The sequence below is a fragment of the Rhodococcus sp. OS5 genome (genome assembly GCF_056837585.1).
Genome location: NZ_CM166368.1, coordinates 2,870,106 through 2,886,101, shown reverse-complemented (window position 1 = coordinate 2,886,101; position 15,996 = coordinate 2,870,106). Strand labels below are relative to the sequence as shown.

The window sequence follows — 15,996 nt, the reverse complement described above, 5'->3', positions numbered from 1 at the left end:
TGTGCGCCTTTTTGGTAGTCATCGCTACCAAAAAGGCGCACAGGGGGCGTCAGCCCCTTCGAGCCTTCCGCGGCTGGTTGCGGCGAGCAGCGCGCTTTTCCTTGATGCGAACGTTCTCGGCCCGCACCTCGGCCTGAACAGCGCGTTCCTTTTCGAGCCATTCGGGCTTCTCTTCGAGGAGTGCGGCGATCTGATCCGTGGTGAGTGCTTCTTCGACGCCGCCGCGGGCCAGCCCGGCGATCGATACGCCCAGCTTGGCGGCGATGACCGGGCGAGGGTGCGGTCCGGTGCGTCGCAGCTCCAGCAGCCACTCCGGCGGATCGGTCTGCAGAGCGGTCAGCTCGTCACGAGTCACGTCGCCTTCCTGGAACTGCGCAGGTGTTGCTTCCAGGTACACACCCAGCTTCTTGGCAGCCGTCGTCGGCTTCATCGTCTGGGGAGTTTTGTTCGACGTCATGCAACAAGAGTAACCAGCCGATACGGGTGCTTTTACCAAGGCGGTAGCCTTGCCTGGTGACAGACGCGGATAGTCAGGCAATTTTTCGACTCGCGTACGCCCCGGGGGTGACGCCCACCAAGTGGGTCCGGGTGTGGCACGAGCGGCTCCCCGAGGTGCGTCTGGAACTTGTTCAGTTCCCGGTTCTCGAACTCGAAGCTGCACTTCGCGCCGGTGAAGCAGATGCAGGGTTGGTTCGACTGCCGATCGACCGGACCGGCATCAGCGCCATCTCGCTGTACGCGGAAACCCCGGTGGTGGTGGTACCGAAAGATCACGTATTCACTACTGTCGATCAGATTTCCGTCGACGATCTGGCCGACGAGATAGTGCTCGATCCTCTCGACGACAGACTCGACTGGCCGACCCGTCCCGGAAAGACCGCCGCCGAGCGACCCGCGACCATCGCCGACGCCATCGAGTTGGTGGCCGCCGGCGTCGGAGTTGTCGTGGTTCCCCATTCGCTGGCGCGGTTCCACCATCGCAAGGACCTGACCTTCCGTCCGGTGGACGGTGCGCCCGAGGCTCCTGTGGCTTTGGCATGGATGGAGTCCAAGACCACAGATCTGGTCGAGGAACTGATCGGCATCGTGCGGGGCCGAACGGCACAGAGTTCCCGCGGACGGAACGGCGAGCCGGCCGAGAAGATCAAGGGCTCCGTCAAGGCCAAGATCGCGGCCCGCGAGCGTCGCGCAGAAGCTGCCAAGAACGGGCAGAAAGCTAAGGGCGCCGGCACCGCGAAGAACATATCCGGACGCAACGCCGGTTCCGGTAAGGCCAAGGCGGGCGGCAAATCAGGCAGCGGGAAGTCCGGTGGGACCAAGAGTTCGGGTGGCCGGTTCTCCGGAAAGCAGAAGGGCCGCTAGGGCTTCAACTGGCAACTCGGAGGATCGCTGCCGGACAACGCTGAACTGATCAGGCGCGACAGACTCGGGCTGTGGTCTCGCGAATTGGCGCATCGTCGAACTCCGTCGAGCATGATGAGAGTATGACTCCCGCGAGTTCTTCAGCCCTCGACGAATTGGTAGCGGCACTCCCCGAGGGAGCCGTCCTGCTGGATCCGGATGTGACCGCGGGCTACCGCCAGGACTGGGCCGCCGATCCGACCGCCGGCCACCCCGCTGCCGTGGTTCGCGCTACGTGCACCGAAGACATCCAAACCGTGATGCGATGGGCAACCGCCCACCGCGTTCCGGTGGTTCCCAGAGGTGCCGGCTCGGGCCTGTCCGGTGGATCCAGCGCCGTCGACGGTTGCATCGTGGTCAGCACCGAGCAAATGCGACAGATCACGATCGACCCGGTCGCCCGTGTGGCGGTTACTCAGCCCGGCTTGATGAATGCGGAGGTCAAGAAAGCCGCCGCAGAGCACGGACTCTGGTACCCACCTGACCCGTCGTCCTTCGAGATCTGTTCCATCGGCGGCAATGCAGCCACCAACGCCGGCGGACTCTGCTGCGTCAAGTACGGAGTTACCACCGACTACGTTCTCGGACTCCGGGTCGTGCTGGCGGACGGTACAGCTGTCAGCCTCGGAGGTCCCCTTCTCAAGGACGTCGCCGGACTCTCACTCACCAAACTGTTCGTGGGCAGCGAGGGCACTCTCGGCATCATCACGGAAATCACGTTGCGTTTGATTCCCGCGCAGCCGCCCGCATCAACCGTCGTCGCGTCGTTCGACTCGGTACAAGAAGCTGCCGACGCGGTCTTGACGATCACCAGCAACATGCGTCCGGCGATGCTCGAGTTCATGGATCACGCCAGTATCAATGCTGTCGAGGATTCGGTACGCATGGGTCTGAACCGCAAGGCTCACGCACTACTGCTCGCGCAGTCCGACGCACCCGGCGCGGCAGGCGTGCTGGAAATCGAGACGATTGTTCAGGCGTGCGAAAACAACGGAGCCACCGAAGTATTCGCCACCGATGACCAGGCCGAAGGTGACGCTTTTGCGGCGGCACGGCGAGCGGTGTTCCCGGCCGTGCTCGCGATGGGAAGTCTGCTTCTCGAAGACGTGGGCGTTCCCATGCGCGCACTCCCCCAGCTGGTAACCGGGGTCGAAGCCATCGCAGACGACCTCGACGTCCTGATCTGCACGGTGGCGCACGCCGGAGACGGAAACACCCACCCGCTCATCGTCTTCGACCCCGCAGACCCGGACATGTCCGAACGCGCACAGATCGCATTCGGACGGGTGATGGATCTCGCCATCGCGCTCGGCGGCACGATCACCGGCGAACACGGGGTGGGTCGACTCAAGCGCGACTGGCTGCCGTCACAGTTGGGTGAAGACGTCATGGCCCTCAATCGCAAGGTCAAGGATGCGCTCGACCCGCTGGGAATTCTCAATCCCGGAGCGGTCATTGCCGTGAAAGAAGGCTCTCTCGACTAGCTTTCACGTCGACGTCGAACGAGTTACGTCATCGAGGAACCGTCGGGCTGACCGAACGGACCAGCTCGGCCAGCTGACGGAATCCTTCTGCTCGGCCACTCGACGAGCGGAACACGACGCCGATCGTGCGACCTGGAGCTGGCGAAGCGAAACGCGCCGTCGACAAGTCCCCGCGTCGAACCTCCACTGCAACAGCCGATTCCGGGACCAAAGTCACCCCGAGTCCCCCGGCCACACATTGCACGACTGTCGCGAGAGAGGTAGCCCGCGTGTCGCCGGCAAGCGGATGGGCGTCTACCGAACGGCACAGATCCAACGTCTGGTCACGCAGGCAGTGGCCGTCGTCGAGCAAGAGCAACGGCAGCGCGTCGAGCACGTCCGCCGTGAGATCGACACGTCCGGCCAAGGAATGATCGTTCGGCACGACCATCACAAAATCCTCTTCGTACACAGGAACTTCCACCAGGCCAGGTGTTCCGGCAGGAAGCGCCAACAACGCGACGTCGAGCGCTCCCGATCGCAGTGCATCGAGTAGGCGCGCCGTTTGATCCTCGACTATTTGCGGCGCCAACGACGGCAACTTCTCGCGCAGCTCCGGCAACAACCCCGGAAGAATGTAGGGCGCAACGGTCGGGATCAACCCGATGCGTAGCGGTCCGGTCAGAGAGTCGCCGGAGCCGGCCGCGCTCGCGACGAAACCGTCGGCAGCTTCGAGAATCTGCTTGGCCTGACCGAGCAAGCGCTGTCCGTCCGCGGTCACGAGCACACGCCGGGTACTGCGTTCGATCAGTCTGACTCCCAGCCCCGCCTCGAGAGCTGCCAGCGCCTGCGACAGTGTGGGTTGGCTCACACCGGAACGCGCTGCGGCAGTACCGAAATGCCGATACTCGGCGACCGACACGAAGGCACGCAGCTGTGACAAGGAAGGTTGATAAGTCTGATCAGACATGCCTATCAGTGTAGTGCCACCCATCACCTTTACCTTTTGAACGGTTTGATGCAGAATGGACTCATACCAAAAAGCGCCGGTCACAACCTCGACACTCCAGTCGAAACCGTCCGACCCGCTGACGGTGACAAACCCTCTCGATCCAGCACGTTCGGCCGTCACAGTCCGAACAGCCGGATCGTGTGCGCAAGAAATTCCTGTTCACGAGACACGTAGGAGAATGAGACACATGGCTCTGCTCACAATCGGCGACCAGTTCCCCGCTTACAACCTCACGGCTGTCATCGGCGGCGACCTGTCCAAGGTCGATGCCCAGCAGCCCGATGACTACTTCACCACCGTCACCAGTGACGACTACGCAGGCAAGTGGCGCATCGTCTTCTTCTGGCCCAAGGACTTCACCTTCGTGTGCCCCACCGAGATTGCTGCATTCGGCAAGCTCAACGAAGAGTTCGCAGACCGTGATGCTCAGGTTCTCGGCGCTTCCGTCGACAACGAGTTCGTGCACTTCCAGTGGCGTGCACAGCACGAAGAGCTCAAGACCCTCCCCTTCCCGATGCTCTCGGACCTCAAGCGCGAGCTTGCCGAGGCCACCGGCGTCCTCAACGCCGACGGCGTTGCAGACCGCGCGACGTTCATCGTCGACCCCAACAACGAGATCCAGTTCGTCTCCGTCACAGCCGGTTCCGTCGGCCGTAACGTCGATGAGGTTCTCCGCGTCCTCGACGCTCTCCAGAGCGACGAGCTGTGCGCATGCAACTGGAAGAAGGGCGACCCGACCATCAACGCCGGCGAGCTCCTGACTGCGAGCGTCTGAGTATGAGCGTCGAGAACCTCAAGAACTCGCTTCCGGAGTACGCGAAGGACCTCAAGCTCAACCTGAGTTCCATTGCGCGCACGACGGTCCTGAACGAGCAGCAGTTGTGGGGAACGCTCCTCGCAACGGCCGCAGCCACCAAGTCTGCGTCCACGCTCAAGGAGATTGCTTCCGAGGCTGCCGACAACCTGTCGGCAGAGGCATACAACGCCGCTCTCGGCGCAGCGTCGATCATGGGCATGAACAACGTCTTCTACCGCACCAAGGGCTACCTCGACGGTAAGTACGACGACCTTCGTGCCGGCCTGCGGATGAACATCATCGGCAACCCGGGCGTCGACAAGGCCGACTTCGAATTGTGGTCGCTTGCAGTGTCCGCGATCAACGGCTGCAACCACTGCCTCGAAGCTCACGAGAACACCCTCCGCCAGGAAGGTGTCGACCGCGAGGTCATCTTCGAAGCGATCCGCGCCGGTTCCATCGTCGCGGGTGTCGCACAGGCTGTCGAAGCCAACGAGATCCTCTCTGCCGCACAGGTCTGATCACTCGGACCTGAGTGCAGTTCGACGAGCCCTCCCCACCGTGAAGGTGGGGAGGGCTTTTCGCGCGCTAGGGTGGACCGATGGGTATCGAGGTGAGTGTGGTCCGGGTCTTCACGGACGAGAACGGCAAGCACGGGAATCCGCTGGGAATCGTCGACGCGTCCACGGTTGCAGAATCGGATCGACAAGCCGTCGCGAAGGAACTCGACTACAGCGAGACCATCTTCATCGACGTTCCGGATGACGGCGCCTCGCGTGCGCGGGTCCAGATCTTCACTCCGGCAGCAGAACTCCCCTTCGCCGGACACCCGACCGTCGGTGCCACGTGGTGGCTGGGCGAACAGGGCCGTCGCGTGAGCGCCCTCGACGTTCCTGCCGGCAGTGTCGACGTCCGCCAATCCGGCGCTTTGACGTGGGTACGCGCGCGTGCCGAATGGGCACCGGAATTCGCGATCTATCCGATGGACACGGTGGACGACGTCATCGACGCAGATCCGTCCGACTACGAGGCGGATCATTCGTATCTGTGGGCATGGCAGGACAAGCTCGAAGCTGCCATCCGCGCACGCATGTTCGCACCGGTGATGGGAATCGCCGAGGACGAGGCGACCGGATCTGCAGCGCTGCGCATCACGGACCGATTGAGGAAATCATTGCTCATCACCCAGGGACGCGGATCGGTCCTTCACACGACCTTCTCTCCGGAAGGTTGGCTCGAAGTCGGCGGCCGCGTCGTCGCCGAGCCGTCACGAACCTTGTGAGTACCCGGCGGGATTGCGTCCGGCCTCGAGGTCACGTGCACTCAGTGATACCGAGATCTCGTCACCGAGCGCAACTCCCGGAGCGAGGGGCAACTGATCTCCACTCCAGAACTTGCCCGGGTCGAACCAGTTGACACGACGATTACCGACGAGCAGACCCATCGCTTCATAGGTCTTGGCAACCACTTCGGCGCAGTAGGCGCTCTCGACGGCCACTGCCGATACGTCGGACTTCTTGCGCAGCTTCGGGATTCGGCCGCCGAACCAGCGCGAAGCAAGCTTGGCCGTCGACGGGAAAGGCGTACCGTCCAGCCGCGCGATCGTCTCGAGCAGAGCGTCTTCCTGCTCCCGGGTGATCTCGTGGTCGAGCTGGCGCAACCATCCACGCTGCCCGTACTTGGCGCCCCAAACCTGAACGGCCGATCGCAGATCGTGCAGTTGGACACCACGCTGGAAGCGTCCGGTCCACATGTCCTGCAGCGAGTGACCGAGTTCCGCATGCCACATCAGCGGCGGAAGGTCGTCGATCACGACCGACATTCCGACGTGGTTGACCGGGCTGTTGGTCAGCGTCTGGATGGCCCGGTCCGCCGTCGACTCTCCGCGGAAGATCCAGATGTCGCCCGTGCGGGTCGCCGCGGCGGCCTCGTCGAGACTCACCTGCGAAAGCAATCGTCGGTCCATGCCTCTAGCGTAGAGGGATGAAACTCACGACTCCTCTGCGCGCCTCGCACGTTTGGAAACTGGTCGGCCTCGCCGGTGCAATGGGCGTTGCCGCCACCGGGGTTCTCGTTGCGCGCGGCGAACGCCAGCGTCGGGCCTACTCTCCGGACGAGATTCGCTCGGTGCTACACGAGCGCTACACCCAGGCGTACGCCAAGCAGTCGGAGCAAGAGGTTCTGGAACTGGAACCTGCGCCCAACGCAGTGCGGCGCCGAATCGAGAAACTCTTTCGGCGCCGCAGCTGACTTCAGCCGAGGGCTGCGAGGATCCCCGCGGCCATCTCGGCGACCTGATCGTCGGTCATCACAAACGTCGGCGAAATCTGCATCGCACCCTGACCCGCGGCGCGACCCGAAATACCGTGCTCGCGAAGCGTCTTCACGAACGGCAACGCCTCCGCCGGATCAGCCAACTGCACTGCCGCGACCGCACCGAGCCCACTACGAACCTCCGCCACCCGCGGATGCTCCGCCAGCGGCTGCAGATGCGTATGCAACGACGCCTCCAAACGCTTCGACTCCGCGAGCAGATTCTCACGCTCGAGAATGTCGAGGTTCGCCATCGCCGCCGCAGCAGCACCGGCATGCCCGCCGTAGGTGTACCCATGGCGCCACCACGAACCGGCATAGAACGGCTCCGCCACCCGCGGCGCGATGAACACCGCACCCATCGGAACGTAACCCGACGTCAAACCCTTTGCCGTGGTCATCATGTCCGGCTGCAAATCGAAACGGGTGGACGCGAACCACTCACCACCGATCCGGCCGAAACCGGTCACGACCTCGTCGACGACAAAGAGGATGTCGTGCTCACGGCAGATGTCACGCACCTCGGCCAGATACCCCTCCGGCGGAAGATACACCCCACCCGCACCGATGATCGGCTCCGCGAAGAACGCCGCGATCTTGTTCGCACCGACCCGCTCGATCAACTCGAGCAGACTCTTCGCATCATCCCAGCCGACCGTGGCCGCATCCGCCATCAGCTCGCCGTACCCCTCACGGTTCACCGGAATACCAGCGAGAGCCGTTCCCGCAACATGCATTCCGTGGTACGCCTTCTGACGACCGACGATGATCGCCTTCTCCGGCTGCCCCACCTCGTGCCAGTACCGACGAGCCAGCTTCGCCGCAGTGTCCACCGAATCCGAACCACCCGAAGTGAAGAAGATCTTGCTCCCGGCAACCGGCGCGATGGCCGCCAGACGCTCCGCCAACACCTGCGTGGTCTCGGGAACAAAATCACCGAAATTCGAGAAATGAGCGATCTTCGACAACTGAGCCGCCACCGCGTCCGCGATCTCCGTGCGCCCGTGCCCGACATTGGTGAACCACAGGCCCGCCGTCGCATCCAGATACCGAGTGCCCTCGCGGTCCCAGATGTACGCGCCCTCACCGCGAGAGACGACAAACGCGCCGTTCTTCTCCACAGCGCCCATGTCCGCGAACCCGTGCCACAATGCCGAAGCCATCATTGTCCCCTTCGAATACAAACGATGCTGGTGTGCAAACGATGTGCTGCGACTATATCGACACCAGGAATCCGCGCATGACGGCGCTCGCCCGGCACCGGCATTTCCGGGCGCACCCGTAATCTGTCGACCATGACTTTTGCCGACAATCTCGCCGCACTGCCCACCATCGATCATCTGGCCGCCATCGAGGTACTCGACGCCGACGGAACCGTCGTCGACACCGTGGAGAACAAGCCCGGAAAGTCCGGCTCGGTCAAGGTGTACAACCATCTCGCTCAGGTCTACGGCGCGCTGACACCCGAAGCCGCCTCGGCAGGATTGACGATCTTCGCCGAGCACACCGAGGACGCGCGGGCGAACCCGGGCAAGCACCCGAACGTGGACCGACTCGATCAGGTGCTCGCCTCCGGCAATCCCCTAGGACTTCGCAGCGTTCCGTCCGCGTAGCCCGGCGCCCAACCGTCCGACGGCATTGACTGCCAACGCCATCAGGGCCATCGCGATGCCCAGTACGACGAATCCGATGAACAGGGCCAGATAGCCCTGGTGGCGCGGATCCATGAACGGGTAGGGATACCAGTCGACGATCGAACCTCGGATCAACGTGTACACGCCGTACACGACCGGGAACAGCAACCACTGCAGTGAACGTGCTTCGGAGATCCTGTGCCTCGAGGCGAAGAACACCCAGTCGAGCAGCATGACCAACGGAAGAATCCGATGCAGTGCCGAGTTGATCCAGGCATCGTTCAAATTGACGTCGATATCTGCCAGGAGGACGGCATAGATGATGCCGGTGATCACCATGTACAGCGTCACCGCCCCGCGGATCGACTGCCACGCCTGCGATTGTGGATCTCGAATTGCACCGACCAGCAACACGATCACCGCAAGAATGTTGCTCTCGATGGTGAAGTAGCTCAGATAGTTCGACAGAGACAGCTCAGCCGCGTCACGGATCGGGATCCACAGCAAAGCGGCAAGTCCGAACACAGCAAACAACAGTCTCAGGGCTCGCACGGCGATCGGCGTCGACAAGACAGGCACCGATGACTCATTTGCGGTATTTGTCGTCACTGGTCGATATTTGCACATCAGCACGATCTGCGAGCGGTAGTTGTGAACGCGTTCGATAGGCTGTCATCAGCATGTCTACAACACCACCGGCCCCGCTCTCCCCCAAGCGGAGTGACCTGAAGAGCGCGCTGGCGCAGGTCTCACTCCGCGACGAGAGTCGACTCCGTCGCAAACTCGACCGTGCCCGCACACCAGACGCTTTGGTGGCGCTGGCCGAGGAAATCGAAACGGCGCGCACGCGGTTGGCCGCACGCTCCGCCAATGTTCCCGCAGTCTCGTATCCGGAAGCTCTGCCCGTCAGTCAGCGCAAGGACGACATCGCGACCGCGATCTCGGAGAATCAGGTAGTCATCGTCGCCGGCGAGACTGGCTCGGGTAAGACAACCCAGATCCCGAAGATCTGTCTCGAACTCGGACGTGGCGTCCGCGGTTTGATCGGACACACACAGCCGCGCCGGTTGGCAGCACGCACCGTTGCCGAACGTATCGCCGAAGAACTCGACACCGAACTCGGCGACGCCGTCGGATACACCGTGCGGTTCACCGACCAGGTCTCGGACCGCACCTACGTCAAGCTCATGACCGACGGCATTCTCCTCGCCGAAATTCAGCGCGACCGTATGCTCCGACGCTACGACACGCTGATCATCGACGAAGCGCACGAACGCAGTCTCAACATCGACTTCATCCTCGGTTACCTGGCTCAGCTGCTCCCCCGCCGACCCGATCTCAAGGTCATCATCACGTCGGCGACCATCGATCCCGAGCGCTTCGCCAAGCACTTCGCTGTCGACGGTAAGCCCGCGCCGATCGTCGAGGTATCCGGGCGAACATTCCCTGTCGAAATGCGTTACCGGCCACTGACCGTCGAATCCGGCGACATCACCTTCGACCGCGATCCCGTCGACGCGGTCTGCGAGGCGGTCGACGAGCTGAGCGCGGAGGGCGAAGGCGACATCTTGGTCTTCCTCTCCGGCGAACGCGAAATTCGCGACACCGCAGATGCTTTACGCGATCGGCGTCTTCGCAACACCGAAATCGTCCCGCTGTACGCGCGGCTGTCTGCCGCCGAGCAACACAAAGTGTTCTCGCCGCACACCGGCCGACGCGTCGTCCTTGCCACCAACGTGGCCGAGACCTCGCTGACCGTTCCCGGCATTCGGTACGTCGTCGATCCGGGAACCGCGCGCATTTCGCGATATTCGGTGCGCACCAAGGTTCAGCGGTTGCCGATCGAGCCCATTTCGCAGGCGTCAGCTCGTCAGCGTTCCGGGCGTTGCGGCCGCGTCGCCGAAGGAATCTGCATCCGCCTGTATTCCGAGGAGGACTTCGAGTCACGGCCGGCATTCACCGAACCGGAGATCCTGCGAACCAACCTCGCATCCGTGATCTTGCAGATGACGGCCCTCGGCCTGGGCGACATCGCGGCATTCCCCTTCGTCGAACCGCCGGACCAGCGTGCCGTGAAGGACGGAATCGGACTCCTCGAGGAACTCGGCGCCATCGCGCGAGGTTCCGAGGCCAGCCACCCCGAACTGACGCCGGTCGGCCGCGAGCTGGCCCAGATTCCGGTGGATCCGCGGATGGCACGGATGCTGGTGGAAGCCAAGAACAACGGTTGCCTTCACGAAACCCTTGTCATCGTCGCGGCGTTGTCCATCCAGGACGTTCGCGAGCGGCCCGCCGAGTTCCAGCAAGCCGCCGACGAAAAGCACGCCCGCTTCAACGTCGAGAACTCCGACTTCCTGGCCTACCTGAAACTGTGGGACTACTTACGCGAACAACGTAACGATCTGTCCTCCAACCAGTTTCGCAAGATGTGCCGGAACGAGTTCCTGCACTGGCTCCGCATCCGCGAATGGCAGGATCTGCACGGGCAACTCCGGCAGATCACCCGCGGTCTCGGCTGGACAGTGGGAGAGACACCGGCAAGCGAGAACGCGATCCATCAGTCGCTCCTTGCCGGGTTGCTCTCGCATATCGGGCTACGCGAGGGCGAGAAGCGGGACTACCTCGGCGCCAGAGGCAGCCACTTCGCGATCTTCCCCGGATCGGGACTGTTCAAGAAGCCACCACGCTGGGTCATGGCCGCCGAACTCGTGGAAACGTCGAGGCTGTGGGCGCGCATGTCCGCGCGTATCGAACCCGAGTGGGCTGAAAAGCTCGCCCCGCACCTGGTGAAACGGACCTATTCCGAACCGCACTGGTCCTCCAAGCGCGGCTCGGCGATGGCATACGAGCGGGTCACTCTCTACGGAGTTCCTCTGGTAACCGGCCGCGCAGTGACGTACTCACGAATCGATCCCGAGGCCTCTCGCGATCTCTTCATCCGCCATGCGCTCGTGCAGGGCGAATGGCAGACGAACCACAAGTTCTTCCACGAAAACCGTGCACTCCTCGACAACGTCGAAGAACTCGAGAACCGCGCGCGCCGACGCGACATCCTCGTCGACGACGAAACTCTCTACGAGTTCTACGACGAACGTATCGGCCAGGAAGCCGTATCCGCCAAGCATTTCGACCAGTGGTGGAAGACCGAGCGGCGCAAGAATCCGAGTCTGCTGACTTTCACACCGGAAACGGTGGTCAACTCCGACGCAGCTGCAGTACTGGGCGGCGAGTACCCGGACGCCTGGCGCCAAGGCGACATGCAGTTTCCACTCACTTACCAATTCGAGCCGGGAAAGGACGACGACGGCGTCAGCGCGCACATCCCGGTCGGCCTGCTCGCGCAACTTCAGCCGGTCGGCTTCGACTGGTTGGTCCCCGGTATGCGCGTCGATCTCGTTACCGCTCTGATCAAGACGTTGCCCAAGAACATTCGACGCGCTGTCGTTCCGGCTCCGGATTATGCCGCCGCAGCATTGGCAGCAGTCAAACCTCGATCCGAGCCGTTGATGACCGCGATGGCCCGCGAACTCTCGCACTTGGGCGGGATCCAGATCGACGCCAAGGACTTCGATCCCGCCGCGCTGCCCGACCATCTTCGGATGACATTTGTCGTCGAGGACGAATCGGGCAAGGTGCTCGCGAAGGGTAAGGATCTGGCGCAGCTACGACGCACGCTCGCCCCGCGCGTGCAGAAGGAAGTGGCCAAGGCGGCAACCGGAACCGAACGGGCAGCGGCAACCGTCTGGACATCCGAAACGCTGGGCGCATTGGAACAGACCATCACTCGCTCCATCGGCGGACAGCAGGTGACCGGCTACCCAGCTCTGGTGCCGGAGAACGGCGGAGTTGCCGTTCGTGTCCTGAGTACGCCGGCCGCGCAGGCGCAGGCGATGAGGGAAGGTACGCGGGCGCTTCTCCTCGCGGCCGTTCCCACCCAACTCAAGGCAGTGACCGCCGGCTTGTCGAACACTCAGCGTCTGGCTCTCGGCCAGAATCCGGACGGCGGCTTGGAGGCCCTCGTCGAAGATTGCCGGGTGGCAGCTGCCAACGAAGTGATTGCGGCTCACGGTGGACCGGTACGCACGCCTGAAGCGTTCGATGCCCTGGTGAAGATCGCACGCTCCGAACTGGCCGGACGCGTTTCCGCGATCCTGCGCATGATTGTTCCGATCCTCGAACAAGCACACCAACTGAGCGTCGTGCTGGACCGCTCGCGCAGCGAGGCAGCCGACGACGTCCGAGAACAGCTGACCTCACTGCTGTTTCCGGGATTTGTCGCCGAACTGGGATCGGCCCGCCTACGCGATTTACCGAGGTATCTTGCCGCAGCAAAATTCCGTCTCGAAGCTCTGCCCGCAAGTGCACAACGAGATCAGCAGGCTATGGATGTCCTCGACCGGGTGTACGCAGCGTACGACCGGTTGTTGAGTTCGCTTCCCGAAGAGCGTCGCACTGCTCGAGATGTCGACGCGATCAGTTGGATGATCGAGGAACTGCGCGTGAGCCTGTTTGCGCAGTCCCTCGGTACACCCACACCGATTTCCGAAAAGCGAGTCCTGAAAGCTATCGAAGCGATCAAGCGTTGATGTTCGGCGAGAATTGCGCGATCAGTAGATTGTCTGAATGTTGACGTTGGTGAGGAAACCGCCAAAGGTGGCAACAGTGTTGGCGAACCCGAGGGTTACCAGGCTGTTCACGACTCCGAGAACTGCAACTAAGTTCATAACGCCTCCGTGAAGATCCGAGATGCGGACGAACGTACCTGGTAGACACTAAGCGAATAACGTGCCCGATTTGTTCGATTGTTCGCTTTGTGTTCTCAGCGTTACCTAAGACCGCTCTGTGCTCTCAGCGTTATCTGAGGCGAAGGCCTCAGTCGACGGAAACGGTCTCGGCGCCGGGAGCCTTCTCGGCGGCACGGGTCTCTGCATGCTCGCGCATGTCGGTGATCTCACGTTCGAAATCCGCAGCCGAGCTGAAGGACTTGTACACCGATGCGAATCGCAGGTAGGCGACTTCGTCGAGATTTCGAAGCGGATCGAGGATCGCGAGCCCTACCTCGTTACTGGGAATTTCGGCAGAACCCGAAGCTCGAACGGCATCTTCGACCTGCTGGGCGAGCAAATTCAGCGAATCGTTGTCCACTTGGCGGCCCTGGCATGCGCGACGCACACCTTTGACAACCTTTTCTCGGCTGAAAGGCTCCGTGACGCCGCTGCGCTTCACGACCGAGAGAACTGCCGTCTCGACCGTGGTGAATCGGCGGCCACACTCGGGGCACGAACGACGCCGCCTGATCGCCTGGCCCTCGTCGGCCTCGCGCGAATCGACCACTCGGGAATCAGGGTGCCGGCAGAACGGGCAATGCATCGGGGTTCCTTCGTTGTCGCCGAAATGGCCGCAACTCAGATTCGCTACCGACTGCAAATCCTCCGACGATTTACAGAGCAGATCCACGTACTCAACGCGACCACCCGAGGTGGTGGGACTGTCAAGTGGACAGCTTACTCGCTGTGAACGGACTGCTCTCACGCTCGGTACGCCCCCGCCCGGTACGGGGTAGGTCAGCGCCCCGAGGCCGGCACGATCAGCGTTTGTCCCACTGACAGTCCGGAACTCGACATCGCATTGAGATCCATGATCTGCTCGATCACCGAACCGACAGCCTGGCCAGGTGCAACCTTGGCAGCAATATCACTGAGGGATTCACCCGCGGCAACACGAACCACTTCGGTCGCGCCGTTTGTCGCAGCTACGTCACCACTCGACAAAGCGCCGATCCCCACCAACGCCAACACTGCGAATGCGGTGAATACGGCGCCCAGGAAAACCGTCTTCCAAGTGACATCCTCGGCGGCCACTTCATGTTCGACCCGTGACACACCGACCCTGTTTCGGTGCGCGAAACTTCCTCCGTACGGGCGTGACGAATCGTGCTCGCTGTCCCACCGGCGAGGAGATTCGCGCAATGAACGCAAACCTGAAACCGCGCCCACCGCCGGAACCCGGCGAACGACGGCCGCCTGCGGTTCGTTGTCGACGTCCCTGGCCACGCCATGCATTTCGGCCGCTCCGCGCCGTTCGAAGGACACAGCGTCTGCATCGGGCCCATAGAACGAGGGGTGGTACTTCAGTGCCGACGTACCGTCGAAACCAAACGCGTCGAAACCAATCGCGTCGTCGAAAACCCTGTTGCTTTTCAGTGCTGCGTTACCCATCGTGACCTCCGCTGGTCGACACCGATCGATGTGTTCGATCATGCGTTCGATGGAACGCATGTTCGAATTTCTACCACGCCTGGCCGACAATGTCTCTACTTGGAGCGACACGAATCGAACAGATGTTTGAAACCGCGAGCAAATCCGGCTAGATTCGTGTCAGACCACACAGCGGGAATTGCGAAAGCCTCCGTGTTTGTCGACAGCTCGAATGTTGGCAGGAGGCACCGACAGGTTTCTGCGCGACTTGCACCAGGCACTTTGCAGGCACTTTTGCAGGCTGTTTTTCAGACACGACTTCTTCAGACACGACTTCTTCAGACACGGAGGCAACAGGCCATGAAGGACGATCGCTCCAGCACAGCCGCGGAGGCAGGAGCTTCTGCAGTTCCGTCTCCGTCGAGCGAGATGCTCACCGAGCGTCAGCGGCGCGTTCTCGAAGTGATCCGCGATTCGGTGACGGAGCGCGGGTATCCGCCGAGCATTCGCGAAATCGGGGATGCGGTGGGGCTTACCTCCACGTCGTCGGTCGCGCATCAACTGCGAACGTTGGAGCGCAAGGGCTTCCTTCGACGCGATCCCAATCGCCCTCGTGCAGTCGATGTTCGGGGTCTCGACGAGGTTGCGGCCGATACCGCCATCGCGTCGGTGTCGAAGCATTCCGGCGAGTACAACAGTGCCGACCCGCTGCCAGAGCCGGCGTTCGTCCCCATCCTGGGCCGCATCGCTGCCGGCGGACCGATCCTCGCCGAGGAAGCTGTGGAGGATGTGTTTCCACTCCCCCGCGAGCTCGTCGGCCAAGGTTCGCTCTTCATGCTCAAGGTTGTCGGTGAGTCGATGATCGATGCAGCGATCTGCGATGGCGACTGGGTTGTCGTCCGTCAGCAGAACGTCGCCGAGAACGGTGACATCGTGGCCGCAATGATCGACGGCGAAGCCACCGTGAAGACGTTCAAGCGTACGAAGAAGGAGGTGTGGTTGATGCCGCACAACGACCTCTTCGAGCCGATTCCCGGCAACAACGCCGTCATCTTGGGCAAGGTTGTCACGGTCATGCGGAAGATCTGAATTCGCTCGCATCCCACGACCTAAAGACTCTGGGCCCCGGCATCAGCCGGGGCCCAGAGTCTTTTACGTGACGATCAGCGGTGCATCACCC

16 protein-coding genes are annotated in these 15,996 nt (G+C 62.3%); 9 read left to right on the top strand and 7 right to left on the bottom strand.

Annotation, left to right across the window (positions count from 1 at the left end):
* Window positions 1-49 precede the first annotated feature (49 nt).
* Window positions 50-457, bottom strand: coding sequence for a DUF5997 family protein (locus ACVZUB_RS13630; RefSeq protein WP_007732807.1), 408 nt, complete (start codon window positions 455-457; stop codon window positions 50-52).
* 56 nt (window positions 458-513) lie between these two features.
* Between ACVZUB_RS13630 and ACVZUB_RS13625 the strand changes: the two genes are divergently transcribed.
* A complete protein-coding gene (locus ACVZUB_RS13625; protein ID WP_003942255.1) occupies window positions 514-1,362 on the top strand; it encodes a LysR substrate-binding domain-containing protein in 849 nt (282 codons plus the stop codon).
* Between the two features lie 122 nt (window positions 1,363-1,484).
* Window positions 1,485-2,885 (top strand): FAD-binding oxidoreductase, encoded by a 1,401-nt coding sequence (locus ACVZUB_RS13620; protein ID WP_311094766.1) that lies wholly within the window; start codon window positions 1,485-1,487, stop codon window positions 2,883-2,885.
* A 28-nt stretch (window positions 2,886-2,913) separates the two neighbouring features.
* Here ACVZUB_RS13620 and ACVZUB_RS13615 read toward each other — a convergent pair whose 3' ends face one another.
* Window positions 2,914-3,834, bottom strand: a complete 921-nt coding sequence (locus tag ACVZUB_RS13615; protein WP_482628481.1) for a LysR substrate-binding domain-containing protein — start codon at window positions 3,832-3,834, stop codon at window positions 2,914-2,916.
* A 229-nt stretch (window positions 3,835-4,063) separates the two neighbouring features.
* Here ACVZUB_RS13615 and ACVZUB_RS13610 point away from each other — a divergent pair, with 229 nt between their 5' ends.
* The 3 genes from ACVZUB_RS13610 to ACVZUB_RS13600 all read left to right on the top strand — a co-directional run bounded on the left by ACVZUB_RS13610 (window position 4,064) and on the right by ACVZUB_RS13600 (window position 5,954).
* A complete protein-coding gene (locus ACVZUB_RS13610) occupies window positions 4,064-4,651 on the top strand; it encodes a peroxiredoxin (RefSeq protein ID WP_003942119.1) in 588 nt (195 codons plus the stop codon).
* Window positions 4,652-4,653: 2 nt separating this feature from the next.
* Entirely contained in the window at window positions 4,654-5,193 is a 540-nt protein-coding gene (gene ahpD / locus ACVZUB_RS13605; RefSeq protein WP_003942122.1) for an alkylhydroperoxidase, AhpD family, read from the top strand.
* Window positions 5,194-5,273: 80 nt separating this feature from the next.
* Window positions 5,274-5,954, top strand: a complete 681-nt coding sequence (locus ACVZUB_RS13600; RefSeq protein WP_003942237.1) for a PhzF family phenazine biosynthesis protein — start codon at window positions 5,274-5,276, stop codon at window positions 5,952-5,954.
* Here the strand turns inward: ACVZUB_RS13600 and ACVZUB_RS13595 are convergent.
* Window positions 5,940-6,638 carry a hypothetical protein gene (locus tag ACVZUB_RS13595; RefSeq protein WP_030536898.1) on the bottom strand — a complete coding sequence of 233 codons (699 nt, stop codon included), beginning with the start codon at window positions 6,636-6,638 and terminating at the stop codon, window positions 5,940-5,942. The two genes, ACVZUB_RS13600 and ACVZUB_RS13595, sit on opposite strands and share 15 nt — an antisense overlap.
* A gap of 17 nt (window positions 6,639-6,655) precedes the next feature.
* Here ACVZUB_RS13595 and ACVZUB_RS13590 point away from each other — a divergent pair, with 17 nt between their 5' ends.
* Window positions 6,656-6,922: a hypothetical protein gene (locus ACVZUB_RS13590; protein WP_064075590.1), complete on the top strand. Its 267-nt coding sequence runs from the start codon at window positions 6,656-6,658 to the stop codon at window positions 6,920-6,922.
* 2 nt (window positions 6,923-6,924) lie between these two features.
* On the opposite strand, the gene ACVZUB_RS13585 is transcribed toward ACVZUB_RS13590, so the two are convergent.
* The gene (locus ACVZUB_RS13585; RefSeq protein ID WP_063315392.1) at window positions 6,925-8,148 is read right to left on the bottom strand and encodes an aminotransferase family protein; all 1,224 of its coding nucleotides are present in this window, start codon (window positions 8,146-8,148) and stop codon (window positions 6,925-6,927) included.
* 132 nt (window positions 8,149-8,280) lie between these two features.
* Here ACVZUB_RS13585 and ACVZUB_RS13580 point away from each other — a divergent pair, with 132 nt between their 5' ends.
* Window positions 8,281-8,598, top strand: coding sequence for a DUF2322 family protein (locus tag ACVZUB_RS13580; protein ID WP_054188522.1), 318 nt, complete (start codon window positions 8,281-8,283; stop codon window positions 8,596-8,598).
* Here the strand turns inward: ACVZUB_RS13580 and ACVZUB_RS13575 are convergent.
* Window positions 8,569-9,198, bottom strand: coding sequence for a Pr6Pr family membrane protein (locus tag ACVZUB_RS13575; protein WP_064075592.1), 630 nt, complete (start codon window positions 9,196-9,198; stop codon window positions 8,569-8,571). The genes ACVZUB_RS13580 and ACVZUB_RS13575 overlap by 30 nt on opposite strands.
* Before the next feature lie 101 nt (window positions 9,199-9,299).
* Between ACVZUB_RS13575 and hrpA the strand changes: the two genes are divergently transcribed.
* Entirely contained in the window at window positions 9,300-13,205 is a 3,906-nt protein-coding gene (gene hrpA / locus ACVZUB_RS13570; protein ID WP_482628480.1) for an ATP-dependent RNA helicase HrpA, read from the top strand.
* Window positions 13,206-13,491: 286 nt separating this feature from the next.
* Here hrpA and nrdR read toward each other — a convergent pair whose 3' ends face one another.
* Together nrdR and ACVZUB_RS13560 are read right to left on the bottom strand one after the other, a co-directional pair.
* Window positions 13,492-13,989, bottom strand: coding sequence for a transcriptional regulator NrdR (gene nrdR, locus ACVZUB_RS13565; protein ID WP_030535543.1), 498 nt, complete (start codon window positions 13,987-13,989; stop codon window positions 13,492-13,494).
* A gap of 194 nt (window positions 13,990-14,183) precedes the next feature.
* A complete protein-coding gene (locus ACVZUB_RS13560) occupies window positions 14,184-14,897 on the bottom strand; it encodes a LysM peptidoglycan-binding domain-containing protein (RefSeq protein ID WP_482628479.1) in 714 nt (237 codons plus the stop codon).
* A gap of 279 nt (window positions 14,898-15,176) precedes the next feature.
* On the opposite strand from ACVZUB_RS13560, the gene lexA reads away from it, so the two are divergent.
* Window positions 15,177-15,905 (top strand): transcriptional repressor LexA, encoded by a 729-nt coding sequence (gene lexA / locus ACVZUB_RS13555; RefSeq protein ID WP_482628478.1) that lies wholly within the window; start codon window positions 15,177-15,179, stop codon window positions 15,903-15,905.
* Window positions 15,906-15,996: the final 91 nt, after the last annotated feature.